The organism is Arthrobacter castelli DSM 16402 (assembly GCF_000430705.1).
Classification (GTDB): domain Bacteria; phylum Actinomycetota; class Actinomycetes; order Actinomycetales; family Micrococcaceae; genus Arthrobacter_C; species Arthrobacter_C castelli.
Map to the genome: position 1 here is coordinate 380,963 of NZ_AUMN01000001.1, position 24,164 is coordinate 405,126.

Here is a 24,164-nt window from a genome sequence, read left to right on the forward strand (position 1 = left end):
GGCGGCACGGGACAGGTGCCGTCCGAATACAGCTACCCGCTGGAGCGCCGGGTCGGCCGCAAAAGTGCCAACCCGCTGAGCAAAAACCTTGGCCTGCACACCGCCGGGCAGTTGCTTGACTACTTCCCCCGCGCCTACATGAAGCGCGGGGAACTGACGCCCATCGCCGACGTTCCGCATGATGAGAACGTGACGTTGATCGCCCGGGTGAACAGCAACGTCATGCGTCCGATGCGCAGTCGCAAGGGCAAGATCACCGAGATCACCATCACCGACGGTTCCGGCCGCCTCGGTGTCATGCATATCGCGTTCTTCCATGGCTACAAGGCGCACACCGAGTTGGTGGTGGGCCGACAGGCCATGTTCTCCGGCAAGGTCACCTCCTACCGGGGCCGGCTGACGCTGAACAACCCGGTGTACATGCTGCTCGATGAGGAGGACGGCACGGACAGCGAGACACTCGCGGCCCGTCCCGTACCGGTATACCGGGCCAACCACAAGGTCTCCAGCTGGGCCATCTCCACTGTGGTCAAGGTGCTGCTGAACGCGGTGGACTTTGAGCAAATGCCAGATCCCTTGCCTTACAACTTCGTGCGGCGGGAGGGGCTGCTGTCGCTTCGGCGAACCTACGAACAGATCCACCGCCCGGCCACGATGGAGGAAATCGCCCCGGCGGAGCGGCGGATCAGGTTCCAGGAAGCCATGGTGCTGCAGACGACCTTGGCCAAGCGCCGGGCCGAAATAACCCGCCAGGAGGCCACGGCAAGGTTACCGCGTTCCGAGGGGCTGCTGGACCGCTTCGACGCCCAGCTTCCCTTCACGCTGACAACGGGCCAGCAGCAGATCGGCCAGGACCTGACCTCGGAGCTGGCCCGGGACTACCCGATGAACCGGCTGCTGCAGGGTGAAGTGGGCTCCGGCAAAACCATCGTGGCGCTGCGGGCCATGCTGCAGGTGATCGACGCCGGTGGGCAGGCAGTCCTGCTGGCTCCCACTGAAGTGCTCGCTGCCCAGCACTACTATTCCATCACCGCGGCACTGGGCAGCCTGGCCGAGGGCGGCATGCTCGGCGGGGATGCCGAAGGCACCCAGGTGCGGCTGCTGACCGGCTCCCGCTCCACAGCTGAACGCAAAAAGGCACTGCTGGATGCCGCTGACGGGACTGCCGGCATCATCATCGGCACCCACGCGCTGCTGTCCGAAAACGTCAGCTTCTACGACCTTGGGCTCATCGTCGTCGACGAACAGCACCGGTTCGGCGTGGAGCAACGCGACGTGCTCCGCACCAAGGCGCATAGGCCGCCGCACCTGCTGGTAATGACCGCAACACCTATTCCGCGGACAGTCGCGATGACGGTGTTCGGCGACTTGGACACTTCCAGCTTGACCGAACTGCCCGCCGGACGCGCACCGATCCAGACTCATGTGGTGCCGCTGGCCGAGAAACCGGCGTGGAGGGACCGGATCTGGGCGCGGGCGCGCGAAGAGATTGACGCCGGTCGGCAGGTCTACGTGGTCTGCCCCAAGATCGGCGACGATCAACCCGAAGATGACGAGATGCTCGCACTCGAAGCAGGAGCCGGGGGTGCGGGTGGCCAGAGGAGTGCCGGTGGCGACGGCGCCAGCGCCGCCAACGGCGGTGCCGAAGACGATACATCCAAGCCCCTTGCCTCCGTTGCGCAGCTTGCCCGCTACACAGCTGAAGAGCCATCACTGCAAGGGGCGAAGATTGGCACGCTGCACGGGCGGCTGGATCCCGAGGAGAAGGCCGACACTATGGCGGCCTTCAACGACGGACGGCTGGACATGCTGATCTCCACCACCGTGATCGAGGTGGGCGTCGACGTTCCCAACGCCACCCTGATGATTATTGTCGACGCGGACCGATTCGGCATCTCCCAGCTGCACCAGTTGCGCGGACGTGTGGGGCGCGGTGAGCATGCCGGAACCTGCCTGCTGGTCAGCAGCCTCGATGCAGACCATCCCAGCCGCGCCCGGCTGGAAGCAGCCGCTTCAACCACCGACGGATTCGAGCTGGCACAGTTGGACCTGCAGCTGCGCCGGGAGGGCGATGTGCTCGGCGCCAACCAGTCCGGCGGGCGTTCCACGCTAAAGAAACTCCGCGTGGTGCACGCCGAGGACCAGGAAATCATCGAGAAGGCACGCGCCGAGGCCCAGTCCATTATTGAGGAGGACCCGGACCTCTACCAGCATCAGGCTCTGGACCGAGCCATCCAGTATTACCTCAAGCCGGAAGAGGAAGCGTTCCTGGAGCGGGGATAGCGCCTCGGATGGACAACTGCTTTTACAGCCGACGTCGGTGGCACTACACCGGTCTCTGCGGTCTTCCATGCTGGGTTGCGAGTCGATAACGTTTCGAGTCCGCAATCGATGTTCGGGACCGTTGGGAAAGTGCGAACTGTAAAATCTCCCGAATGGGGGAGACATTGTACACTCGCATTCATCCTGCTGAACGATTCGTTGTCGTGGCTATTGTGCTGTCCGCGTTCGGCCCTTACATTGTGGGAGGCATCTGAACCGAACAGGCCGTGGTCTACGCGTTGGCGGTGGCCGCCTTGGTGCTCCGTGCCGCGTTCATCCGCCCCGGCGGTGGAATGAGGTTCCTTATTCCGTGGAGCCTCGTTATTGTCGTCGCGATGCTGGGTGAGCTTGTCCCTCCCGCCAAGCACGCCAGATGGGGCGGCGGCGGTCTATTGGCCGGGTTGGATAACCTGTTGTTGCCGTTGGCAGTGATGCTCACCATCTGGTGCTGCATCGCCCCTTCATCCGCAGCGTCGCTGCTGCGCACCGGGGGAAAGTTGTACGTGTGGTGCATGACGGCCAACGCCACCTTGGCGATCGTCGACACCGGTTACGACTTGTCCACGTTCCTGCGCCCCTTCTGGTCACGCGAGGGGGACATGACAACAGTCGCGGCACGTGCCGAAGCTATGGGCCGGTTGAGCGGCATCATTAACCAGCCTTCATCGGCGGGCCTCGCTTATTCCCTCGCCGGACTGTTAGCCATCTATCTCTATACGCGGACACCGAGAAAGCTCTACCCGATCTTGACCCTTGTCACCATCGGTGGGCTGCTAACGGTCAGCAAAGTGTTCATACTCATCGGCATACCGCTCATGCTGCTGTACTTATTGAAGTCCAGTACCGGTTCCAGGAAGGCTGGGATACTGTTCGCCTTCCTCGTTGCGACCGGAGCGATATTGCAAACGGGGTTGTTCCAAGGGTGGAAGGGGCTCGACTTCCTCACACGATTGCTGTCCCCGCCTGACGACCAGTCGCTCATTGGGTTCTATACGGCCGGACGTTGGGTGGAGGACTCGCCCATGATGACCGTAATCATGGAGGCGTTGCGGGTCAGCCCGTTGACTGGTGTTGGTGCTGGTGGCTGGGATGTTGCCTATGACAGCAGTTGGGCGCAGACCATCGTGGTGTCCGGGCTGCTGGGCATCGTCGGCCTTGCGGCAGTGCTCGTTGGGTTCTTCCGGCTTGCGAAATTGACTCTGAATCCCGAACGTAAGCGGTTCACCCTGTTCCTGGCTGCGATGCTTTGCGCTGCCTCATTCGGGCTTCCAGCGTTGACCACTAACCGTATCGGCGTCATCGTGTGGACTATTACCGCCCTGCTGGTCCTTGCCCATCGCCAAGGCCCAGAGGGACGGCAAACGTGGATTACTCCAGGAGCCGACCGTAGCGAGTTGTTATTGGAACGTCCGCTTGGGAGCGCAACCGGAAGACCAGTTGTTCTTCGCCGGACAGACACTCATCCCGCTGGGCCGGCTAAACCTGCACGGTTGGGTGGCCTTGTGCGGGGGAAAGGTGCACCTTTCCGCGAGAGGGGGCTTTTCCGGCCTCTCCGTAGCCGTGTCTCAAGTCAGATTTTGGCAGGTCCCTAGCCCGAGGATCCCGGCGTTTGTGGCAATAGAAGCCGCGTCGGATGTCCAGCCGTACCGGTTAACCGTAATGGCAACTTTCAGTTCGGTGCCGAGGCCTAACAGCCCGCCCAATAAGTTCGTGCGCACTGATGTCACATAGCCGGAACCATCGCGTTCGGTGGCTGCGTTCAGGTTGAAGCCTGTGATGGGGGCCAGCACCGACCCGAGACCAGCCGTTGAGGCCTGCAGCTGCGCTTCGTCAAGGCTGTAACCCGCGGGAAGGTCCCAATAGATATCCACGGTCGATCCGATGCCGAGGAGCCCAGGACTGTACTCACACTCCTGAGTCAAAACGGGTGGGGGAAGCGTAGCCGCGCGGAACTGCTGCATGGCGAATTCCTGGTCCTGCCACGATGCACTGGTCGCCGTGACTCCGCCGACCGCCAACAGGCCCACGGCCAATGCCGCCCGCACCTTCGTCCCGCGCATAGTACGTCGTGCTGCATCCGTGTGACGTCTGGCCTTATTCCGCATGTGTCACCCCGGCGTCGGAGCGGCGACGGGAGGCCCACGCCGCCAGCGCGGCTCCGGATCCCACGGCGGCTATACCCAGAGCCAAGGACCATCCGAGTCCGGCCCCGGTGTCGGCCAGGAAATCTTCGTTGTCCTTCGATGGCGGTGCTGCCTGTATTCCGGGAGCGTTTGGACCACCCGACGTCGAATCGGTATCGGCGGAATCAGCGCCCGAAGCGGTAAGCTCCAGTTCCAGGTGCGCCGTCTCCCCTTGAAGCTGGCGATCAGCCCGCGCATCCAACGTCGCCCGGACCCGCAACTGCAGGCCAGGCTGGCGTGTGATCGCGTGCGGGTCGAGGGGTATGGCTTCAGCACTCAGTTGGGATAACAGAGTCGGCCGAACGATCATGTGGCTCCCGCTACTACAGCTGCCACGGGACCATTGCGTGCTGCAAGCGTCCACCCGCAGGGTCAGTTTGTTTCCCAGGCCTGCCGCCGCTCCGGAGCTGGTATCGCGCAGCTGTACGCTGAGATGCGCTGCCGATCCGCCGGTGAGGCGGGCATCAACACGCCATACCGCCGTCTGGCCCGGGGACAGCAGATGAGTTTTCCCGGCACCATGATTCTCCAGTTTCAACTGAGGAGCATCGTCGTTAGCAGAAGCAGCAGGAATGGACCCGAGTGACAGGCTCGTCAGCGTCGCGCAGAACAGCGCGACCGGAGTAAGCAATCGCCATCTTCTATCCACGGTTGCCTTGGTCCTCGAAGGTCTCCCCGCCGTCGTCGTCCACGGCCCCTGGACGCACGGAGCGGGGCCACAGGACCCATGTCACGAGCGCCGCAACGGCCAAGGTGATGATCCCCAGTGACGTCGGCGTGGATATGGCTCCGACGATGTATCCCAGTTCCGGGACCGAGAACATTACGATCCGTACCGTGTCGACAACATAGGGCCGCGGGTCGGGATGCTCGTTCGCGTCGCCCTTCATCGTGATGACTCGAGCGCCATCCTCGCCCGGGCGAATGGTCTGTACCCGGTGGGTGACGGGAAGCTCGTTGGGACGGTCCACAGTGACGACGTCACCGACTGCAATCTGCGACGCGGGAATTTCGCGGACCACTGCGAGTGAACCAGCGGGGATCGCAGGGGACATGGAACCGGTGCTGAACATTATCAGCGTGATCTTGAACAGCACGGCACACACCACCGCGATAATGCAGACGGCGCCGCCCACGGCCGCAACATTAAGCAGCGAATTGCGGACGAAGGCGGTCGCTCGATTGCCGATGCGGGTCCTCCGGTGCACCTTAGTTTCCTGGCTGCGCACTTCCGTCTCCGTCATAGTGGCAGCCCCTCACGATTCCACCCGGCCACTGGAGCCACTCAGTTTGATTCAGCCGCGAATTCCCAGGTTGCCGTCCCTGACTGGCCCTGGCTGATATCACCGGCCGTTACCTCGAAGCAAAGGTTCGCAGGCGCCCCGGGGCTTGACCCGTCGGCAGACTGAGCCAGTGCGAATGACGCACTGGCCGGGGTTGTACCCAGTGGCGTGCCCGCAGGCACGATTACTGTGCCGGCGTCGAGGTTGGCGCACCCGAACTCCGAGGTCTGGACCAACCGATAGGTGAGCCCGGCGACCGAACCTGTGGTGGTTGCCGTCGAGACGGCGACGTTCGCGTCATAGTCGGTCGTATTGTCGAGGCGCACCGCGAACGGGGAAGTGACGACGTCGCCCGGCGTCAGGTTGGCGGTGTCGACCGAGAACGGCAGCGTTGCGGCGTCCCCGGCGGAGCTGTGCTCCGTGAAATCCGTTCCGTTGGTGCTGCCTTGCAGATTGAACTCACCGGCGGTGAATTCCCCGGTGGCAAATTCAGAATCATTCCAAGCTGCCAGAGTAATGGCTGCGCCGACGCCCAGCACCAGGCCGCCGGCAAGAATAGCGCGGATCTTGCCGCTGGATTTCCGTGTCGAACTCATAAAGTTGGCTCTCTTTCCCCAGATAAGAAAGCTGCAGGTTCACGTCACGTGCACCCCAGCTGCACGCGCCAAGCGGCGGCGTATACTAGTTAGTGTAGTCCACGTTCCCGCGGGCGCGTCCCCTTGACGGGCCCCGTCGTGGTGGTCTTGATCACGAGTCGGGTCTTTCCGGTAGTACCCACGTTATCCCGTTTAATAGACACGCTGGCCCAGCATCATAGAGTCATGTCACGTCTCGAACCTCCAATCAGGTCACCTGTCACGGTCAGCCTACGGTTCGGGGAATGCGCTACACGGTTGAATCCCTATTGGAGCTCCTGTCGTCAGGCATGACCATTGACGAGGTGCTGGCGGATTATCCGGATCTTGAGCAGGAAGATATATACGCTGCGCTGGAGCTCACCCGAACAGACTCAGGGTCATAGGTGCTGACGCCATACAAACACAGCACTGTTGGGGCGGCACCTTGACTATTCAGAACATGTTCAGAATAATTGGGGATATGGATACTGCAGGAATTTCCCGGACGGTTCGTTCTTCTGAACTGTCGCGCCACTCCGCATCCGTGTTCAGGGCCGCCGAGGAGGGCCCTGTCACTATCACCAGACGTGACGGGGAACCGCTCACACTGGCCAAGTCGAGCGATATTGCATACGAGCAGGAGGGGCTGGAACTCGCAGCACAGCTGATGGCGGTTGCCCTCTCGGATGAGCCGGGGCCATTCGTCGACCGCTTGCGCGGTCCGTTCCCTTGGTTGGAATTTCTGAGCTCGACCGACCGAGACTCTTTCGCACGAGAGATCGTCGACGTTGCCCGGGCCTGCGCATCTGTGTCGCGTTTCGACCGGCTTCTGGTCACCTTGAGGGCCTGGCGTTCAACGGCTGAGGCAATAAGTGCCGGCTACACGCCCGACGACGAGCTCGAGTGGATGGAAGATGCTGACCCGGTTCTGGATCCACGGACTGCATGAGTTCGAAACAGGCCAGGGTTCCGCGACCGCTCAAGAAAGCAGAGTTCGACATCCGATTTGGTACCAACCAGGCGAAGCGTGGGTGGCAGGATCTCTTGGCAACCAAACGCAATGCGATCGTGGACGCCTGGGATTTTCTTGCCAGGAATCCTTCGGAAGAGTCGTCAACCAATCATCGGCTCAAAGGCGAATTGGCTACTGTGAGCCGAGAAGGCAGGTCCCACGATCGGTGGCAATATGAGCTCCCAGGCGGTGCCCGGATCTGGTTCTACATCGGGGGAAAGACCGTCCACCTCATTGATGCGCACACGCATCATCCGAACGAGACAAAGTAGGTTCTTATGAACAACGGTGACCACTGACACGGTTCACGAAGGCGCTTTGGCCACCGTACACAAGCTTGGTTCGTAATGCTGGTAGCGGCCAGTGGTCTGGTGCTGTCACGGTGGGCGGGCCTACGCTACAGAGATCAGCGCTGAAACGACAGAGGAGTGCCGATGGCAAAGACGCCACATGACCCCGCCGCGGTCGACGAGTATCTCGCCGGACTGATCTCTGAGGAGCGGAATGCGCTTGAGCAGTTGCGCGAGCTGGTCAAGACCACCGTCCCGGATGTCCGCGAACGCATTTCCTACGGGACGACGATGATCTTCGCCCGAAACAGGGACTTGGTGGGTATCGCCGCCCAGCCGAAGCACCTGTCGTTCTTCACCATGAGCCCGACGCTGGCCAAGGACATGGCCGAAGAGATCAAACAAACGCATAAGGTCTCCGGCGCCACGATCCATTTCACCGCCGACAAACCGCTGCCATCACCGCTGGTCTCGAAGATCCTCGATGCACGGGTCACGGAGGACGACGGTTAGCGGTCTGCGCTGAAGACGGCGGCAGCGTCGGCGTCGCCGATTTCACCGTTGACCCGGGGCCGCAATCCAACCCGCAGGGTGACTGGGTTGTCACAAGCACTCGGCCCGTCGGCGCAGCGATGTCAGCGAGGACGACGTCGTCGATCTTGTGGTGCGCTCGGCAAAGCTCCTGAAGCAGTCTGAGGCTGACGCCGCCCGGTTGAAGGAAGACCGGAAGGAAGCCGCCGCTCATGCCAAAGCCAAACTCCAATCTCGAAGCGACCGACCTGCTGGTGAACACCATCGGCAACTACTCGGGCACCCTGCTGTTCGATGACGGGTTCGGCGGCGACGGGACCGAGACAGAGACCCTGGAAATCATGGCCGACGGGGCCTGGAAGATTGAGCTGCTGTCCTTGGATGCGATGAAGTCGTTCGACGACGCCGAAGCGATCACCGGCACCGGCGACACGGTCTTCTATCACACCGGAGACAGCAGCATCGCCACTGTCAGCTACCCAGGTTCCAGCAACATCGCCATCATCCAGCATGGCTACGAAACCGACCTGGTGGTTGTGGGTTCGAGGTGGTTGGTTATAGCCTCTGGAGATGGGTGTGGCACCCGCCCCGGGAGACTGGGGGAGCGGGTGCCACACGTGCAGTCCTGCCGGGCTGCTGCTTGCGGGGTTTAGAGCAGTCCGCCCAGCAGGGACTCGTTGTCTTCGACGCGGTCAGTGCTGCTCTGTGAGGAGTTGTCGGCGTCGACGGTGGAATCGACATCGGGGTTGGCGTTCACGTCAGTGTCGTTGCCACTGAGGATGCCGTCCAGGTTGTCGGTCACGGACGTGTCGATGCCGCTGAGCACGTTGTTGCCGCTGGCGACATCACCGACGTCGACTGCATCGTTGAGGATGTTGTCCAGTGAGATGTTGCCGCTGTCAGCGATGCGGTTGTCGTTGACCTGGTTTGTGGTCTCGTTCATGGTGGACTCGACGCTGTCGCCGGAATGGGCGCTGGCCATACCGGCCCCGCCGACCAATGCCACGCCTGTGACCGCGCTGACTGCCAGGGACTTGGTGAAAAAGTTCCGCATTGTTATTGCCTCCATAATTTTTCCTATCGGTGTTTGAAGGACATCAGGGGTTCGGTGCGATCCCGTTACCGGATTGGTATGAATCAAAGAATTATTGAATTCGCCTCACACCAGCCGGTGCTGCTGCACAGGTGACCTGCTGGAGCAGCGTATGGGCGCAGCGGTCAGGCGGAGATGGGGTGCTTCCGGCCCGGCAGGAACCCCAGTGCCACCATGGCGATGAAGAGGCCCAGGTGCAGCCAGTTGTCGGCGGTGTTCAGCGGAACCAGATTGGCGGCTGACTCGGGGCAACGATCAGCCCATAGATCCACAGGATCGCGTAGATGATTCCACCGATGATCAGGTATTTGCTCGATGCCGGCCCGGTTTTGGCCATCGCGATACCGGCGATGCCGAACAGCAGGTGCACGATGTTGTGCAGGATTGAGACTTGGAATATTCCCAGCAGGAACGCTTCGGATTCGTGGCCGGCGAATTGCAGGGAGCTGTAGTTGCTGGTGATCCCGGGATGAAGCCGGCGATGCCGACCAGGAGGAAGACGACGCCGATTACCAGGGCGGCGGTCTGTACTGCTGAACGGGAGGTGTTCCCGCGGTTGCATGGGCTGCTGAAGTATTCATGGTTTCCTAACTGTCGGTGAACGAACCCGTTGAGGGCCACTGTTGCTGGCGCTATGTATGTGACGCCGGCCCGGCAACGGACTGGACAGTGTGGCGTTTGTGGGTGGGTTTATGCGGTGTCGACCAGCTTGGCGTAGATGACCAGATTCTTCACGAAGTCTCCGGAGGATGCGGTGAATCCGTCGCAGGTGATCAGTCGCAGTTCGGCGCCATCGGTGGGCTGATACACCGCCTTCGTGGGAGAATCCTTCTTCGAGTAGAGCTCGCTCTTGTATACCTCGAAAATGGCCCGGGTGCCATCTGTGCGGGTGATGCTGATCTGATCGCCCTGGTTGAGGGCGTCGAGGTTGTAGAAGACGCCGCTGTCATCGGCGGTGGAGTTGACGTGTCCGAGCAGTACCGCCGGGCCTCTCTGGCCTGGGGTGGGGGAGCCGGTGAACCAGCTGGCCGGGGCTCCCTCGTGCTCGGGTGGAACCTCAAGGCTCCGGTCGTCGCGCAGGCCGGTTTCGATGATCTTGGAGGTGCGCTCCAGTGCCTCGATGGTGAGGCTGACCGGTCGGGAGGCGTCCATCGCCGTAGCGCGCGGGTCTCCGGCAGACTCACTTGGGGCTTCCAGCGCCTGGTTGGCCGGTGCCGTGGCTGTTGACGCCGGGCCCGGGCCGTCATCGGGGGCGCCGTTTGATTGGCCGGTGGGTCCGCAGCCGGCCAGCAGGCATAAAAGGACCGTCGCCTCCGCTTGGAAGCGGAGGCGACGGTCGCTCTTAGGCTCGATCATTGTGGTCAATGATCTGTTGCCGGGTCCGGACTTTACCGGCCGGCGACCTTGGAGCGGCGGATGGCGTAGCCCGCGCCGGCTGCGGCGATCAAGCCGCCGCCGAGGGCGTACATGCCCATCTCGTTGGTGCCGCCCTGCTCGGTTGGGGTGACGCCGGTGTCGGCGCCGCCGGCGGGCATCATCTGCAGCGGACCGCACAATGCCGGAGCCGTGGCAGCCAACGGCAGCTTCGCGGCACCGGGCAGGCCACTCATGGTTTCCGTGGCCGCGGCGGGCTGGTTGGCCGGGTTCAGACCATGGACCACGGCCACCGCGGTGCCGTTGGCCAGCGCATCCTGGGTCTTCTCGTTCAGCTCGAACGTCTCCTTATAGGTGTAGGAGCTGCCCGAGGGGGCAACGGTAACGTCCGTGGCCGTCGAAGCGTCCTTGGCTGCGCTACCGACCGACAGCGTGGTGCCGATCGCGCCGTAGGCCGGCTTACCCTCGACCGTGCTGATCACACCGTCACCGTTGGCGTCATCGGCCATCGTCGGACAGGTGCCCTGCGCGCCGATGTGGATGTGCTGCACGTGCGGGTAAGCGGCATCCTTGAACGTCTCGGCCAGCCCGGACGTCTCAATGGTCACCGTGGCCTCGCTGCCTTCGACAGTGACCCAGGCTTCACCGGAGGCGCCGCTGTTGTTGACCTGATTCAACATGGTCGAGTACGAGCCCTCGGCATGATCGGCCATCGCCGGGGCAGCTCCCATGGCGGTCAGGCCCAGCGCAACAGCCGGAGCCAGCAGCATTGTCTTCTTCATCAGTTTCATAGTCAGTCTCCTCATAAAGGGATACTCACGAACCCAAATCTTGGGCACGCCACCAGTGCTTCGTCGTGGCCCCCGTCACGGATGGGTCAAAAAACCAAAAAACTTCCGGCACTTTGCGCAGCACCGGTCACGACCCTGCCAGAAGCCGGTGGGCGCGGGCCCGTGGCAGATGCTCTTCTATCTCTTTCGAGATCCTCACTGCCGCGGCGAGCAGTTTCCGCTTCCCGACGGCAGTCCTTCGTCGGCGCGGCTGCCTGATGGGACCGGCAGATCGAGGGTTTGTCTATGTCTGAAGCGGGATTTGGGCGACGATTGGCATGGTGGGTGTTTTCGAGCCGCCTTCAGGCTCGACGGTGATCGCCAGCGCCGAATACGGGTCTATGCCTTGCACCACTGTCGTCGTGGAGGACTTTTCGCCGGTCATCGTGCCGACTGATTGGGGAGCTGAGCCGTCCTCGGGCAGCCGCCACATTTGATACACCTTGCCCGACTGCGGGGCGGGCACATCGCGCAGCGTCACCACGGCTGCATCGAGGTCCTCGGACCGCTTGATCTGGGCGACACCGCCGGCCGGGAATTCGACCGTGGCGCTGTGGACGTCAGCGGCCTGGACGACCTGTTCGCGCAACGATGGGTCGTCCAGATTCTGCGCGACAGTGACTGAACCGATCGCCACGGCGGCGGCCGCGGCCGCACCGATGACCCACCGCCGCAGGGTCGAAGGCCGGTTGCCCTTCCGGTGCCGGCGTCGTGCCAGTTCATCCGTTCCGTGGTCTGTCTCGTCCTGGCCGGGTCCGGTGGAGGCAGCGTCGGCAGCTCCGGAGCCCTCACCGCCGGACGGATCGGTCGAGACCTGCTCAAGGATGCGTGTGCGTAAACCGGCCGGTGGTTCCGCCTCATAGGTGGCGTAGACAGCCGTGACCGTCGCCCGTGCCTGACGCACCCGATCCAGGAAGTCGAGGCGGATCTCATCGGAGGCAGTGGAGATGTACTCGTCAATCACGTCACGCTCGGCGTCACTGACAGCATCGAGCGCATACAGTTCGGCCCACCGATTGATCCGCCCCTCGGCAATGTCCTGGCCGACATCTTCGGCGAACTGGCCCGTTTCGTTCATCTCAACTCACCTCCAAACAATTCCTCAAACGCAATAATCCATCCCGGATCCGGGATTTAACGGTCGGTACGGCGGCGCCGAGCTTTTCGGCCACTTGGCGATACGTCAGGCCGCCGTAATAGGCCAATTTCACCGACTCCTGCTGCCGGCCGGTCAGCGTGTCCAGACACTGAACCACCGCCTCGGCTTCAAGCCGACCGGTCACACTGTCCACGACATCGTCACGCTCGACATCGCCTGAAGCGGCGAGATAGCGCGCTTCCCGATCGGAAGAGCGCTGCTGCGAACGCACCTTATCGACGGCCCTGCGGTGGGCGATGGTCATCAGCCACGCCATCGGGGACCCGGCTGCGCGGTGATACTGGCCGGCCGTCTTCCATACCTGTAGATAGACCTCCTGAGTGGCGTCTTCACTCAGTTCGGTATCGATCAGGATCCGGTGGGCCAGCCCAAAAACGCGGCGCACCGTGCGATCGTAGAACAGCGAAAAAGACTCCTGGTTGCCCTGCCCGACGTCGAACAGCAGTTGGGCCAGGTCCTCGTCACCGCCCGGTTCAGTCGATGACAGATCCCGACCCTCCACACCGCCGGGAGCCGACTGGTCCGGCCGGCTGTATCCAGAGAAGTCCATAACACCTCAGCATAACTGTGCCGCCGCCGCCGACTGGACCACCACCACGGCAGGCACGCTTAAGAAACCTCCACACCGGCCATCGGCTCACCTCATCCCGGACTTGTACTCACACGTAATTCGTTCCCAATCCTGTTGCGGATGGGTCCAGACCAGCGATGAAGCTATTCCGGTGCGGCGGAGGGGTTTTATCCGTCCTTTCCTTGTGGGCGGAGTCGTTGGATCCGCATGGCACGTGTGCCTTTGGCGGCTTCTATCGCCTCGAACCGGACTCTTTGGCCGGGGTAGAGGAATCGGTATCCGTGTCCGGTGATCGCGGAGTAGTGTGCAAACACGTCCTCCCCGCCGTGATCGGACCTGATTGCCCCGTATCCGCTGCGGCGGTTGAACCATTTCACTGTCCCGGTCAGCATGAGAAGGCTTGATGAACGACCGGCGGGCCCGGGCACCCTTTTGTCCAGGGTGGCGGGATCCCGCCCGCCGGTGCTTGATGCACCCGGTTAGTTCCGGGCGCTGGTGCGGTTGCGGCGGATGGCGTAGCCCGCGCCGGCTGCGGCGAGCAGGCCGCCTCCGAGGGCGATCGTGGCCGTCCCGCTGTCGCTGCCTTGCTCGGCGCTAGTGACGCCGGTGTCGGCACCGCCGGCGGGCATCATCTCCAACGAACCGCACAGCGCCGGGGCCGTCGCGGCCAGTGGCAGCTTGGGTGCGAGGTTGCTCTTGGTCCCGGCCGCTGCTGCTGGCTGGTTGGCCGGGTCCAGCCCGTGCACGACCACCACGCCGGTGCCACCCGCCAGCGCGTCCTGAGTGGCCCCATTCAGGTCGAAGGTGCGCTCATACGTGTAGGCGTCCCCGGACGGGGCGACGGCGACGTCGGTACCTGCAGTCGGGCCGGTGTCACCGGTCAGTGACAAGGTGGTGCCGATCTTGCCGTAGGCCGGCTGACCCTCGACCGTGTCGACGATCCCGTCACCGTTGGCATCGTCTGCCATCGTCGGACACGTCCCCTGCGCCCCGATGTGCACGTGCTGTACATGCGGATACGGTTCGCCCTTGAACGTCTCAGCCAGCCCCTTCGTCTGGATCGTGACCGTGGCCTGGCTGCCAGTGACTTCGACCCACGCCAGGCCGGTGGCGCCACTGTTATTGACCTCGCCCAGTGTTGTCGAATACGTGCCTTCGGCGTGGTCGGCCATCGCCGGGGCGGCTCCCATCCCCGTCAACCCCAGTGCCACCGCCGGTGCCAATAACATCGCCTTCTTCATCTTCTGCATCACAGCCTCCTCATGAACGAAAAGAAGCGGGGCCAGACTTTGACTCCGCACACAGGTGATTCGAAGTGAGGAACATCACGGATGGGTCCCGGAGAGCAGTATTTTTGCCACACCGGTCGGCGGGTCAGAGCTTGCGTCCGACTGTTTGGGCGGGGGAAACGGGGCGGCCGTGGCGGTGAGCAGTCTGGAGTTCGTGCCGCCATGACGGACAGCCGGCGGTACCGGTGAAGGAATACACCGGGTGATACGTGCGCTGACATGGTGGAAAGCGACCGTACGTGTCTCATGGCCGTGAAGTCGGCCGATGTGAAGAAGGAGGAAGCAATCATGTCTGAGCAGCAGATCAGTGCAACCAGGACGATGGACGCCGCTTCCGATGAAGTGTTCAACGTGTTGTCCAACCCCGAACAGCACGCCAGGATCGATGGATCGGGCCTGGTTCAGTCGGATGAAACGTCGAACCGCATCACCGACACTGGCCAGACCTTCACCATGAACATGGAATGGGAGAAGATGGGCGGTGCCTACAAGACAGAGAACCATGTGGTGGGCTTCGACGAGAACAAGTTGCTGGCCTGGATGACCGCGCCGGCGGGCGAGGAACCGCCGGGCTGGCAGTGGATCTGGTCTCTGCAGTCACAGGGATCGACGACCACGGAAGTGACCGTCACCTATGACTGGAGCCATGTCACCGATAAGGACGTCCTGCACAAGGTGGGTTTCCCGGCTATTCCGCAGGAAGATCTCGAATCGTCACTGGACAACCTCGCCGCAATGGTCTCCCGGAACTAACCGTCGTGGGTATGGCGCATGCTGGCAATGAGAGGGCCATAGATCGGCCACGTGGTCAGGCGCAGGTCTCCCCGGTCGGACATGTCCGATGCCAATGTGGTCAACCCGTCGTAGATTGATTCGACTTCCGCATCAGGATCGGCGATGGCGATGACCTTCCCGGCGTCGTGCACGATGGTCGACCACCGCTCTCTGCATTGTTTGTCTCACTCTGTATCGGGGGTGGAGACGTCGTGCAGGGCTCGGGTCAAGTGACGCAGATGCGAAATGCCTTCGTCCACTCGTTGGAGGATGTTTCATAGGAGACCTCCTGGTATTCGTGCCGGGATGGTTGCCGTCGCGCCTTCCGCAGCGTCGACACGTGGTAACGAGGGGTGGCGCGCCGGCTCTCACGGGCGAAACGCACCGATTGCCAAGCTGAATCCAACTCCCGGCTCATGGGTTCGGTCTCGTTGAACGAGACTGCGGCCTGATCGGTATTCCAAGGCGGTCGAGAACTCATCGGCCATACTGGCCAGCACGCCGCCCATCCGACGGTTGATGCTGTCGATGTACCGGGATGTCTGCCGGTCCCGCAACGGAGGCGCGAGCAGCATATTGACGGCCACCCCGACGGCAACGCCGGTACCAACTTCGATCAGCCGGTTGAGCAACAGCGACTGCTGACTGGAAAGATCTCCCCGAGAACGAAGATAGCGGTGGTGGCGATCGCGATTCCTTTATCGCGAATCCACGAAATGCCGCAGTAAACGCCGGCCGATAAGGGCAACAGTCGCACCCGTGGCCGCTTGTAACCTCGTCCCAGTCTCGGTCTCGCCCGAAGCTGGATCAGACGGGTCCGATGTGGGAGGCATGCCTTCTTCCTTTCGCCAATACGCAAACCTTTCGCTGGGTCTGGGCAGTCATCGCCCGGCGATCGTCGAAATCTGGACTCCCCGCGAGATTTCACTATACGATGAAGGTAGTCAGCGCACTTACTAGTTCGACCGGTGCGGCTGGACGGAACCGCGATGGGTGAGGAGCATCGGCGGTGTCTTCACCGTGAACCGTGTTGGAAGGGAATTGATCATGCAGATCGAGAAGTCACAGATCATCGACTTGCTCAACTCCAAGGCCGATGACACTCAAGGCGCCGTTGCCGATTCCGTGCTCCCGGAGACGGTGGACACGGATAAGGACGCCGTCCTATTGGCAAAGTTCGGCCTGGACCCTCAGGATCTGGAAGAACAGCTGGGCCGGCGAGCCGGCAATTAACCTGGCAGCTGAGCGCGTCATGTGGAAAGGAGAACCATGAAATTAGAGGCTATCCGCGGCGTCTATGAGCAACAGGGACCGTTCGCCACGGTGTATTTGGAGGGCCGGTCTCCGTCTGATGACGCCGGGCAGCAGATCAGGCTTCGGTGGGACGACCTTCGAGGACGATTGGCTGAAGCTGGTGCTGAGGAAGCTGTCCTTGAGTCCCTCGATGATGCCGTGATGGTCGAAGACATCGCTGAGGTCCAGACTGATGGACGGATCCTGGTCGCCAATGCTACAGGTGTGGTGCTTAATGACGCGTGGGACGCCGCATTGGGTGCAGGTGATGCTGCTCATTGGTCAGCGCAGCCCGAACTCGGTGCCTATGTGCGTGAGCAGGCCCGATCCGTGCGGTTGCTGGTTGCCATTGCTGACCAGCACGGTGCCGTGGTGCGACGGCTCGTTGTGGCAGAGTCTCACACTCTTGACCAGCGCTCAGAGCGATCGGTGGGATCGGAGAGCGACGAATCGGCCCACAAACCTCGTGAAGGGGCGCTGTCCCACAAGCAGATTCAGCGCCGCGCGGATGAGGCGGTTAAGCAGAACGTGCGTGGAGTCGCCGAGCATCTCGACCAGGCGGCCACGAGCTGGAAACCAGACCTGGTGGTCTTGGCTGGTGAAGTCCAGGGACGCACTGCATTGCGAGACGAGTTGCCCAAAGCCCTGCAGGACCACTACGTCGAGATAGACAGCGGCGGGGTCGAAGACGAAGACGCTGAAGAGGCGCTGGCCGGAGAGCTGCGCAAGGCAGCCGGCGAAGTCAGCGCCGAACGATCCGAACAACACCGGCAACGCTTCGAGCAGGCGAAAGCCCATAATCTAGTCGCCGAAGGCGCTCAAGCTGTTGCGCTGGCCGCCCGGATGGGAGCGGTGGAGACCTTGTTGTTGGAGTACGACCGTTCCTCCAGTGAGGAAGCCTCGCTGTTGGCAGCCGCCGCCGGCGTTGACGCTGAGGCCGGACTGATCAGCACGCAGGTTGAAGACGCCGTCGCCGCAGTGTTGCGATTTGAAGCACCCCGGGAAATGACCAATGAGGAGAACCAATGACCAGACGTGATGACCTTCGGGCGCAGAAAGCACTCCAGGGGGCGGACTTCCCTGCCTCAAAAGCAGAACTGATCGGCTACGCCGAGAGCCACGACGTCGATGCGAAATCTCTTCAGGCGCTCCGCGCCCTCCCTGAACGACAGTTTGAAACCATGGACGACATGATCGAGGCAGTGCCCCAGCAACCGGAAGGCGAAGACACCTCCGGCGGGGCGGCGCGCTGAACGCAGCGCTCCCGGAATCATCGTCAGGAGCCAGGCTGCTCACGACGGCCTGGCTCCCGGCGTCCAGCGAATCGCGACAGGTTTCCGATCCAACCGAACCACAAGGTCCATTGCCGCCCAAGACCATTAGTTGAGGAGAAAATTCCCCACTTTGACCCTGAACGGATCCCCGGACGGGTGGTGCACGCCCGGGGCGCCGGCGCTCACGGGGTATTCCGGGCCACCAAGCACACCGACGAGGGTGTCTCCGATTTGGTGGGCAACAACAATCCGGCAGGCGACCGAATCCCCCGGGATAATAATAAGTACCCTTGCTATTAGTTCGGGTGCCGTCATACCGTGAAGGTGAGGGCACCGATGACCGGTGAGCCCCGTAATTGGAGAAGGTATTGGAAAGTAGGGGAGAACATCATGGCAACGTGCGATACATGTGGCAATGAGTACGATCGGACTTTCACAGTTACCAAAGGAACCGAGTCCGGGACTTTTGACAGTTTCGAGTGCGCCATTCATGCGATGGCACCTGCCTGCGGGCACTGCGGCTGCAGGATACTCGGACACGGGGTGGAGGCCGGCGGCAACACCTATTGCTGCGCACACTGCGCCCGGCAATCGGGGCATGACGGCGTAACCGACCGTTCCTGAACCAGCAGGCGGGCACCTCGGTGCAATCGAACATATTCCCCGGTGATCCTGAATCGAGGATGGATTGATAGCCCGAGGAATAGCCGTCCCGCATCCTTTTGGCAGGAGCGAGCATGAGCGATCAGCACACTTTCCAGAATCCCGCACAACGCTACCCGCGTATCGCCCCGCCGGAGCAGCATCAGCGCGAGCCTGGCCTGGACCGACAGTTGGAACCAGGGGCGGACCGCGGCGAGCATACCTATCGTGGCACTGGTCGATTGGAGGGGCGCAGGGCCCTGGTCACCGGGGCAGACTCGGGCATTGGTGCTGCCGTGGCCATCGCCTATGCACGGGAGGGGGCCGACGTCGTCCTTTCCTACCATCCCGATGAAGACGCCGACGTGCAGCACGTCGTCAGCGTGATCGAGGAAACCGGTCGCAAAGCGGTGCCCGTCCCGGGCGATATCACCGATTGGCAGCACTGCACTGACCTGGTTGCAACTGCAGTTGACCAGCTCGATGGGCTGGACATTCTGGTCAACAATGCCGGCAAACAGATCGTGTCCGAACGACTCGAAGACCTCAGTGATGAACAATTCGATCAGATGTTCAAGACCAACGTTTACGCCATGTTCTGGATCACCAAAGACGCGCTGCCGCACTTGCCGGCCGGCTCAACGATCATCAATACGACATCGATCGAGGCCTATCAACCGCCTCCCATCAGGATCGATTACGCCACCACCAAGGCAGCCATCAATACGTTCTCCAAGGGCCTCGCCCAGCAACTCGCCCCTCGGGGAATCCGTGTAAACACCGTCGCTCCCGGGCCGGTTTGGACGCCGATCCAGCCCACCGACGGCCAACCGCAGCAGGACCTGCCGGAGTTTGGCCAGTCCACGCCGCTGGGCCGCGCCGGGCAGCCGACCGAAATGGCACCAGCGTACGTGTTCCTCGCCTCACCCGAATCCAGCTACGTGGCAGGGGAGACGCTCAACGCCAACGGCGGCGTGGCCACCCCCTGACCCGGACAGACGGTGGGGTAAACGGACTCATGACATCGCGGCTGACATAGCTGCGGCCCGGATGCACCGCTGCGAGCGGTAGGGAAGGTGCATGCACGCGATCACCGCAGCAACAGGCGGGGCGGATTCCCATGGTTTTTCGGGCCAATCCTATTTTGTCAGTGCCGCAACCTATTCTTTTGGTAAGTGGTTTTCATCACCTTGGAAACCGCTCATTGGAAGGATGAAGGGAGGCGCGGCGATGTCGGTACAGGACAGCAGCAACGACGACGACAGCTTCCTGTGGCCTGAAGAGGTTGCGCTCGGTGACCAGGCTGCGCCCGCACCGATATCCGCTGCAGCCCCTCTCGGCGCGCTGGACGACGCCATCGACGAAGTGCTGAATATTGACCCGGCCGCTGTAACCGATGTCGGCGCCCTGGAGATGCTGGAGCAGCTCGCACGGGGGCGTCGCCGGCTGGAAGCCGCGTGGCTGCGCGCCGTCGCCGTGGCTGACCAGCTCGACGCCACGTCCGTGGCAGGAATCCCGGCCACCTTGCAACAGCACCTCACGGCCGGTACCGGTTCCAGCCCGGGACGTGCCACAGCTGACATCGCGGCAGCCCGGGCCCTTCATGGCGAACCCACCCGTGAACTCATCCGCACTCCGGAAACTGACCGTGGGCCGCTGGCACCAATGGGGCAACTGTTGGCTGCGGGTGAGACCAGCGCCGCGCATGTGGATACCGGAGTGAAGACTCTGGAACAGGTGCCCGACAGGCTGGCCACCGAAGAAAACCTCGCCACCGTCACTGACTTCCTGACTGAACAGGCACCAATCACGACCCCCAAGCAGATAAAGATCCTGGCCAACCGCCTGATTCGCCGCCTCGAACCAGATACCGGCGATCACTACGATGCCGAGGCGTATAACCGGCGGTCGTTCACTATGACGACAGACATTACCGGCATGGTGCATGGCACCTACCAGTTGGACCCAGCAGCCGGTGCGGAGCTGATCGCGATTCTAAGTCCGTTGGCTGCGCCCTATCCGGAGCAAAAGGATGAGAACGGTTCCACAATCGCCCGGGACACGCGCTTACCGAAGCAGCGGCGGGCCGACGCCTTCGCCGAACTAATTCGTGCCGGCGCGACCTACTTAGGACCGGTCAATCATGCGTCACCACCGGTCGCCGCACCGGCCGCCCCGCAGGCCGCTCCGACGGTCGGCAGCTGCGATGGCGGGGATGAGGGTGCGAGTGGTGCGGAACGCAGGCGCAGTATGCCAGCAAATGATGGCGGCGCTGGAAGCTCGGGAGGCGCTGGCAGCGCTGGAAGCTCGGGAGGCGCTGGCAGCGCTGGAAGCTCCACGAATACCGGGCAGGGCGTGCCGCAGATCCCGGACTTGTTCGGCCTGGACGGCTCGACTGCCGGCAGCCCGGACGGGGATCCCGCCATCGCCGAGGGGGCCGCAACTCCCGTGACAGGTGAGTGGGAGCGGCTGGCGCGTCAAACAACCCCCACCAGGCCTGAAAAACCGCCCGGGAGCAGGGCGGGGAAGCTGCGGCTCTCCCGAAGGCAGAACCGGGTCAGCATCGTCACTACGATGGATCAGATCAGAACCATAGAGGACCGAAGAACGGGTCGACGCACTGCAGTCGACCCCACCGACTCACACTGCGCGCAAATCGAGTCCATAAGCGCTGGCACTTTGGCACTGATGTCCTGCGATGCCTTGTTCGAACGCGTCGTACTCGATGCCAAGGGAGCTTTGCTCGATCTGGGAATTCCGGTCCGTCTGGCATCGCCTGCGCAGAAGCGCGCTCTGGCGGTCAGGGATTGCGGTTGCATAGTCCCGGGCTGCAACCGTCCACCGGATTGGTGCGAATGTCACCACATCATATGGCACACTCATGATGGTCCCACAGACACCGGAAATCTGGGACTGGGGTGCGGTACCCACCACCGTGCCTTTCACGCCGGATTGCTTGAAGCGACCATGATTGACGGCATTCCATATGTCCGCGCCACCGCGAAGGGGGCCAGAACGACCGGAACCACTTTCCCGCTCGGTAGTGTCGCCCACCGGGATCATCCAAGCTGGATTCGCAACAGCTATTTCGACCAACTGAAAAGCGCAGACAACGCAGCGAAGGCAATTGTTATCCCCTCGTATGAGGAGCGCCGCTCGGCAGCATGAGCCGCCATCGGCCCGCAACCCCGAGCAGGGGACGGGACCGCCCCTCGTTCGTTATCCCGCTGCCAGAAGAAATGTTGCACTATACACTGATCATGGTGGACTTGGGGTTAGATAGGCAGCGGGTCTCATAACGATGTGCTGAAAGTTGTCGATGTGAATACTGTTAAATGTGTGACAAGAAACCATTTTGTGATGTAGTCTCAATTCTGCATCAGCGACACACCGCTGATGTCCTTGACAGATTGCCAAACTCTGCCGCTGATCAAGGTCCGTTCGCACTTTACTAAGGCAGAGGCGGAGGAACCGAACGCGGGCTTTTGATAGCCCTAGGGGTGAAGACGCGCAAGAGCCGGGCACGACCCGGCCAGCCGTCCGGGTGGCTCCCATCCGAATCCGACAGCTAACTTCGCAGGCATTGGGAGAGGCATCTTTCGTGTCGAAATACGCACGCCACCGCGCGGATACCCCCGGTAATTACACACTGACTAGTGCGTCCAAGGCTGTGACCACACACGCCGGATCGGTTGGACGCCCGGCCGCCGTCGTCGCCGCAACATCCGGCATGCTGCTGGCCGGTGCTGGCGCCAACGCAGCCAGCCACACGGTGCAGCAGGGTGACACGCTCAGCAAGATCGCTGCACAGCACGGCGTAAGCCTGCAGAAAGTCTTCCAGCTCAACAATATGGGTTGGAATGACAGCGTTATCTATCCAGGTGAGCGAATTCAGTACTCCACGAGCGGCAGTTCGTCGCCATCCGGTTCTTCATCGTCCGGCTCGTCGGCGGCTTCCAGCTCGGCCAGCACGCACACGGTGCAGGCGGGCGACACCCTCGGCCGGATTGCCAGCCGCTACGGTGTCAGCCTGCAGAAGATCTTCCAGCTCAACAACATGGGAATGAACACCATCATCTACCCGGGTGACGTCATCCAGGTCTCCGGAGGCGGCGGTGGAGGCAGCGCTGCCCAAGCGCCGTCGAACGACCGCGGGGTCACCACGGTGGGTAATGATGTACAGCGGATTTCTTCGTCGGGAATCGCCGCCACAGCCAAGTCCTACACCGGCGTTCCCTATGTCTGGGGAGGTGAATCGCTCTCCGGGTGGGACTGCTCCGGATTTGTGCAGTATGTCTACGCGCAGCACGGCATCGATCTGCCGCGTGTTTACCAGTGGCACGACATGAACCGCACCAGCAACCCGCAGCCCGGCGACGTCGTCGTGCAGAACGGCGGCAGCCATGTGGGGATTTATCTCGGTGGCGGCAAGATGATCAGCGCGCTGAACCCGTCGCAGGGGACAATGGTGCACAACGTGAGCGCCATGCCTGTGGTTGGTTACTACACCATCTAGTCGTCTATTGGGGAGCCGCCGAGTGCTGGACCGGCTTGGCCCCGCGCAGATGAGTCAATGGACGGGCCCGCATTGCGGGGCCCGTCCGTTGTGCTTTTCGGGGCACTCATGCAAGAAGTTCGGTCACTTTGCGCCCTTTGTGCACAATGACCATTTTGGCTAAACACGGACTCCGTGGTGTGCGGAGCCGCAGAGCCGACTCGGTCTCCCGTATCGATTTGGTTTTCCGCGCCAGGTTGTTGCCTGGCGTTGTTATCTCAAGTCCTGGCGCTTGGAGCTGAAGCCGTCGCGCTGCATAATAGGATGCACGGCATGCCAAACTACGGATTCAGGGGAATGCAAGTGCACCGGCGGCGTTCCACACTCTTCGGCGGTCTACTGACCGGCGTCCTGTCAGTCGGCTTGATGACTGGCTGCGCCGCGGACACTGACTATCCCATGGCTTTGGCCACCAAGCTGCAGACGAATGTCCAGCTGGTCACCCAGTTGGCCTCCGACGGCGACTATGAGGCGGCGCTGACGGGTCTGCAGCACTTGCGGCGGGATCTGGCCGCCGCCAGGAACGATGGCTCCGTTGGCGCTGACCGCGTGAGGGAGATCGAAGCCGCTATTGCGGCAGTGGCCCAGGATCTGAAAGCAAAAATCGGCGCCGAAAAGAAAGCGGACAAGAAGCGAACACCCTCGCCGGAGGAGGAAACATCGCAGGCTCCGCCGCCTGTTCCGGAGATGCCGTTGGATCCGGGTTCGTCTCCGGAAGCGCCGGCACCTGTCCCGGAGCCGATTCCCGAACCGGAGGGGTCACAGTCCAGTACTCCGACGCCAACTGTGACGCCGACACCTACGCCCACCATTGAGGAACCAACACCGACGCTGACGCCCACGCCGGAGGAGACGGCAACGGTGCCAAGCGCCCCGCCGTCGTCAACCGCTCCCGGTACGTCCCTACCGACCGGGTCGCCGGGCCGTGGCAGCCCGGGCACGCCGTCGGAAAGCGCCTCGACCGGTGGAAGCGCCGGTTCAGGAACGCCCACCCCGTAGCGGTTTGCGCCAGGTCTGGTGGCACCGGGGTTCAGTCCTTTGACGTGCGAGGCGGTTCCAGGGGTGGTACCGG

At 62.3% G+C, this 24,164-nt stretch carries 27 protein-coding genes, 3 pseudogenes and 1 riboswitch; of the genes and pseudogenes, 16 read left to right on the forward strand and 14 right to left on the reverse strand.

The features are described 5' to 3' along the window. Positions 1-15: 15 nt before the first annotated feature. The gene (locus tag H535_RS0101955) at positions 16-2,283 is read left to right on the forward strand and encodes an ATP-dependent DNA helicase RecG (protein ID WP_026818205.1); all 2,268 of its coding nucleotides are present in this window, start codon (positions 16-18) and stop codon (positions 2,281-2,283) included. Between the two features lie 284 nt (positions 2,284-2,567). After that, a complete protein-coding gene (locus tag H535_RS0101960) occupies positions 2,568-3,914 on the forward strand; it encodes a hypothetical protein (RefSeq protein WP_162144845.1) in 1,347 nt (448 codons plus the stop codon). Here the strand turns inward: H535_RS0101960 and H535_RS0101965 are convergent. The 4 genes from H535_RS0101965 to H535_RS0101980 all read right to left on the reverse strand — a co-directional run bounded on the left by H535_RS0101965 (position 3,888) and on the right by H535_RS0101980 (position 6,384). Continuing rightward, a complete protein-coding gene (locus H535_RS0101965) occupies positions 3,888-4,382 on the reverse strand; it encodes a SipW-dependent-type signal peptide-containing protein (RefSeq protein WP_026818207.1) in 495 nt (164 codons plus the stop codon). The two genes, H535_RS0101960 and H535_RS0101965, sit on opposite strands and share 27 nt — an antisense overlap. A 34-nt stretch (positions 4,383-4,416) precedes the next feature. After that, positions 4,417-5,043, reverse strand: coding sequence for a hypothetical protein (locus H535_RS22955; protein WP_155838480.1), 627 nt, complete (start codon positions 5,041-5,043; stop codon positions 4,417-4,419). Positions 5,044-5,146: 103 nt separating this feature from the next. Continuing rightward, positions 5,147-5,749 (reverse strand): signal peptidase I, encoded by a 603-nt coding sequence (locus H535_RS0101975; RefSeq protein WP_051298341.1) that lies wholly within the window; start codon positions 5,747-5,749, stop codon positions 5,147-5,149. Between the two features lie 41 nt (positions 5,750-5,790). Continuing rightward, a complete protein-coding gene (locus H535_RS0101980) occupies positions 5,791-6,384 on the reverse strand; it encodes a SipW-dependent-type signal peptide-containing protein (protein WP_026818210.1) in 594 nt (197 codons plus the stop codon). A 254-nt stretch (positions 6,385-6,638) separates the two neighbouring features. On the opposite strand from H535_RS0101980, the pseudogene H535_RS28185 reads away from it, so the two are divergent. The 5 genes and pseudogenes from H535_RS28185 to H535_RS22965 form a co-directional block, all read left to right on the forward strand. After that, positions 6,639-6,809: pseudogene (locus tag H535_RS28185) on the forward strand (DUF433 domain-containing protein); the annotation flags it as partial. A 77-nt stretch (positions 6,810-6,886) separates the two neighbouring features. After that, positions 6,887-7,354, forward strand: a complete 468-nt coding sequence (locus H535_RS0101990) for a hypothetical protein (protein ID WP_026818211.1) — start codon at positions 6,887-6,889, stop codon at positions 7,352-7,354. Beyond that, complete coding sequence (locus H535_RS0101995) at positions 7,351-7,689, forward strand: hypothetical protein (RefSeq protein ID WP_026818212.1); 339 nt, start codon at positions 7,351-7,353, stop codon at positions 7,687-7,689. Before H535_RS0101990 ends, H535_RS0101995 begins: the two co-directional genes overlap by 4 nt. A 162-nt stretch (positions 7,690-7,851) precedes the next feature. Then, entirely contained in the window at positions 7,852-8,220 is a 369-nt protein-coding gene (locus tag H535_RS0102000; protein ID WP_026818213.1) for an iron chaperone, read from the forward strand. A 230-nt stretch (positions 8,221-8,450) separates the two neighbouring features. Further along, positions 8,451-8,891 (forward strand): hypothetical protein, encoded by a 441-nt coding sequence (locus tag H535_RS22965; RefSeq protein ID WP_051298343.1) that lies wholly within the window; start codon positions 8,451-8,453, stop codon positions 8,889-8,891. Here the strand turns inward: H535_RS22965 and H535_RS0102010 are convergent. The 8 genes and pseudogenes from H535_RS0102010 to H535_RS0102045 all read right to left on the reverse strand — a co-directional run bounded on the left by H535_RS0102010 (position 8,888) and on the right by H535_RS0102045 (position 14,515). Next, positions 8,888-9,307, reverse strand: a complete 420-nt coding sequence (locus H535_RS0102010) for a hypothetical protein (RefSeq protein ID WP_155838482.1) — start codon at positions 9,305-9,307, stop codon at positions 8,888-8,890. The two genes, H535_RS22965 and H535_RS0102010, sit on opposite strands and share 4 nt — an antisense overlap. A 149-nt stretch (positions 9,308-9,456) precedes the next feature. Beyond that, positions 9,457-9,847 (reverse strand): annotated as a pseudogene (locus H535_RS22970) (DUF4383 domain-containing protein). A 174-nt stretch (positions 9,848-10,021) separates the two neighbouring features. After that, positions 10,022-10,687 (reverse strand): sortase domain-containing protein, encoded by a 666-nt coding sequence (locus tag H535_RS0102020; protein ID WP_035767951.1) that lies wholly within the window; start codon positions 10,685-10,687, stop codon positions 10,022-10,024. 32 nt (positions 10,688-10,719) lie between these two features. Continuing rightward, a complete protein-coding gene (locus H535_RS0102025; RefSeq protein WP_245580113.1) occupies positions 10,720-11,496 on the reverse strand; it encodes a hypothetical protein in 777 nt (258 codons plus the stop codon). Positions 11,497-11,779: 283 nt separating this feature from the next. Then, positions 11,780-12,613: an anti-sigma factor gene (locus H535_RS0102030; protein ID WP_026818217.1), complete on the reverse strand. Its 834-nt coding sequence runs from the start codon at positions 12,611-12,613 to the stop codon at positions 11,780-11,782. Between the two features lies 1 nt (position 12,614). Next, the gene (sigK, locus tag H535_RS0102035) at positions 12,615-13,244 is read right to left on the reverse strand and encodes an ECF RNA polymerase sigma factor SigK (protein WP_081416378.1); all 630 of its coding nucleotides are present in this window, start codon (positions 13,242-13,244) and stop codon (positions 12,615-12,617) included. A gap of 188 nt (positions 13,245-13,432) precedes the next feature. Further along, a complete protein-coding gene (locus H535_RS0102040; RefSeq protein WP_026818219.1) occupies positions 13,433-13,657 on the reverse strand; it encodes a cold-shock protein in 225 nt (74 codons plus the stop codon). 87 nt (positions 13,658-13,744) lie between these two features. Then, positions 13,745-14,515 carry a hypothetical protein gene (locus H535_RS0102045; protein ID WP_245580115.1) on the reverse strand — a complete coding sequence of 257 codons (771 nt, stop codon included), beginning with the start codon at positions 14,513-14,515 and terminating at the stop codon, positions 13,745-13,747. A gap of 327 nt (positions 14,516-14,842) precedes the next feature. On the opposite strand from H535_RS0102045, the gene H535_RS0102050 reads away from it, so the two are divergent. Then, positions 14,843-15,307: an SRPBCC family protein gene (locus tag H535_RS0102050; RefSeq protein ID WP_026818221.1), complete on the forward strand. Its 465-nt coding sequence runs from the start codon at positions 14,843-14,845 to the stop codon at positions 15,305-15,307. Here H535_RS0102050 and H535_RS28845 read toward each other — a convergent pair. Both H535_RS28845 and H535_RS27535 read right to left on the reverse strand, forming a co-directional pair. After that, positions 15,304-15,480, reverse strand: coding sequence for a hypothetical protein (locus H535_RS28845; RefSeq protein WP_155838484.1), 177 nt, complete (start codon positions 15,478-15,480; stop codon positions 15,304-15,306). The two genes, H535_RS0102050 and H535_RS28845, sit on opposite strands and share 4 nt — an antisense overlap. 216 nt (positions 15,481-15,696) lie before the next feature. Then, the gene (locus H535_RS27535) at positions 15,697-15,960 is read right to left on the reverse strand and encodes an aromatic acid exporter family protein (protein ID WP_026818222.1); all 264 of its coding nucleotides are present in this window, start codon (positions 15,958-15,960) and stop codon (positions 15,697-15,699) included. Between the two features lie 415 nt (positions 15,961-16,375). Between H535_RS27535 and H535_RS0102065 the strand changes: the two genes are divergently transcribed. The 8 genes and pseudogenes from H535_RS0102065 (at position 16,376) to H535_RS0102095 (ending at position 24,091) form a co-directional block, all read left to right on the forward strand. After that, the gene (locus H535_RS0102065; protein ID WP_026818223.1) at positions 16,376-16,561 is read left to right on the forward strand and encodes a hypothetical protein; all 186 of its coding nucleotides are present in this window, start codon (positions 16,376-16,378) and stop codon (positions 16,559-16,561) included. Between the two features lie 36 nt (positions 16,562-16,597). Next, entirely contained in the window at positions 16,598-17,650 is a 1,053-nt protein-coding gene (locus H535_RS22980) for a baeRF2 domain-containing protein (RefSeq protein WP_035767954.1), read from the forward strand. Further along, on the forward strand, positions 17,647-17,874 hold the full coding sequence (locus H535_RS22985; protein WP_035767957.1) for a DUF2795 domain-containing protein: 228 nt from the start codon (positions 17,647-17,649) through the stop codon (positions 17,872-17,874). Before H535_RS22980 ends, H535_RS22985 begins: the two co-directional genes overlap by 4 nt. Positions 17,875-18,009: 135 nt before the next feature. Beyond that, positions 18,010-18,091 (forward strand): annotated as a pseudogene (locus H535_RS29800) (catalase); the annotation flags it as partial. 541 nt (positions 18,092-18,632) lie between these two features. Further along, positions 18,633-19,526, forward strand: coding sequence for an SDR family oxidoreductase (locus H535_RS0102080; protein WP_026818224.1), 894 nt, complete (start codon positions 18,633-18,635; stop codon positions 19,524-19,526). A gap of 241 nt (positions 19,527-19,767) precedes the next feature. After that, on the forward strand, positions 19,768-21,705 hold the full coding sequence (locus H535_RS0102085; RefSeq protein ID WP_026818225.1) for an HNH endonuclease signature motif containing protein: 1,938 nt from the start codon (positions 19,768-19,770) through the stop codon (positions 21,703-21,705). A gap of 243 nt (positions 21,706-21,948) precedes the next feature. After that, positions 21,949-22,130: riboswitch (cyclic di-AMP (ydaO/yuaA leader) on the forward strand. A gap of 77 nt (positions 22,131-22,207) precedes the next feature. Further along, positions 22,208-23,053, forward strand: coding sequence for a C40 family peptidase (locus tag H535_RS0102090; protein WP_051298345.1), 846 nt, complete (start codon positions 22,208-22,210; stop codon positions 23,051-23,053). Between the two features lie 312 nt (positions 23,054-23,365). Beyond that, a complete protein-coding gene (locus H535_RS0102095; RefSeq protein WP_026818227.1) occupies positions 23,366-24,091 on the forward strand; it encodes a hypothetical protein in 726 nt (241 codons plus the stop codon). The last annotated feature ends 73 nt before the right edge of the window (positions 24,092-24,164 follow it).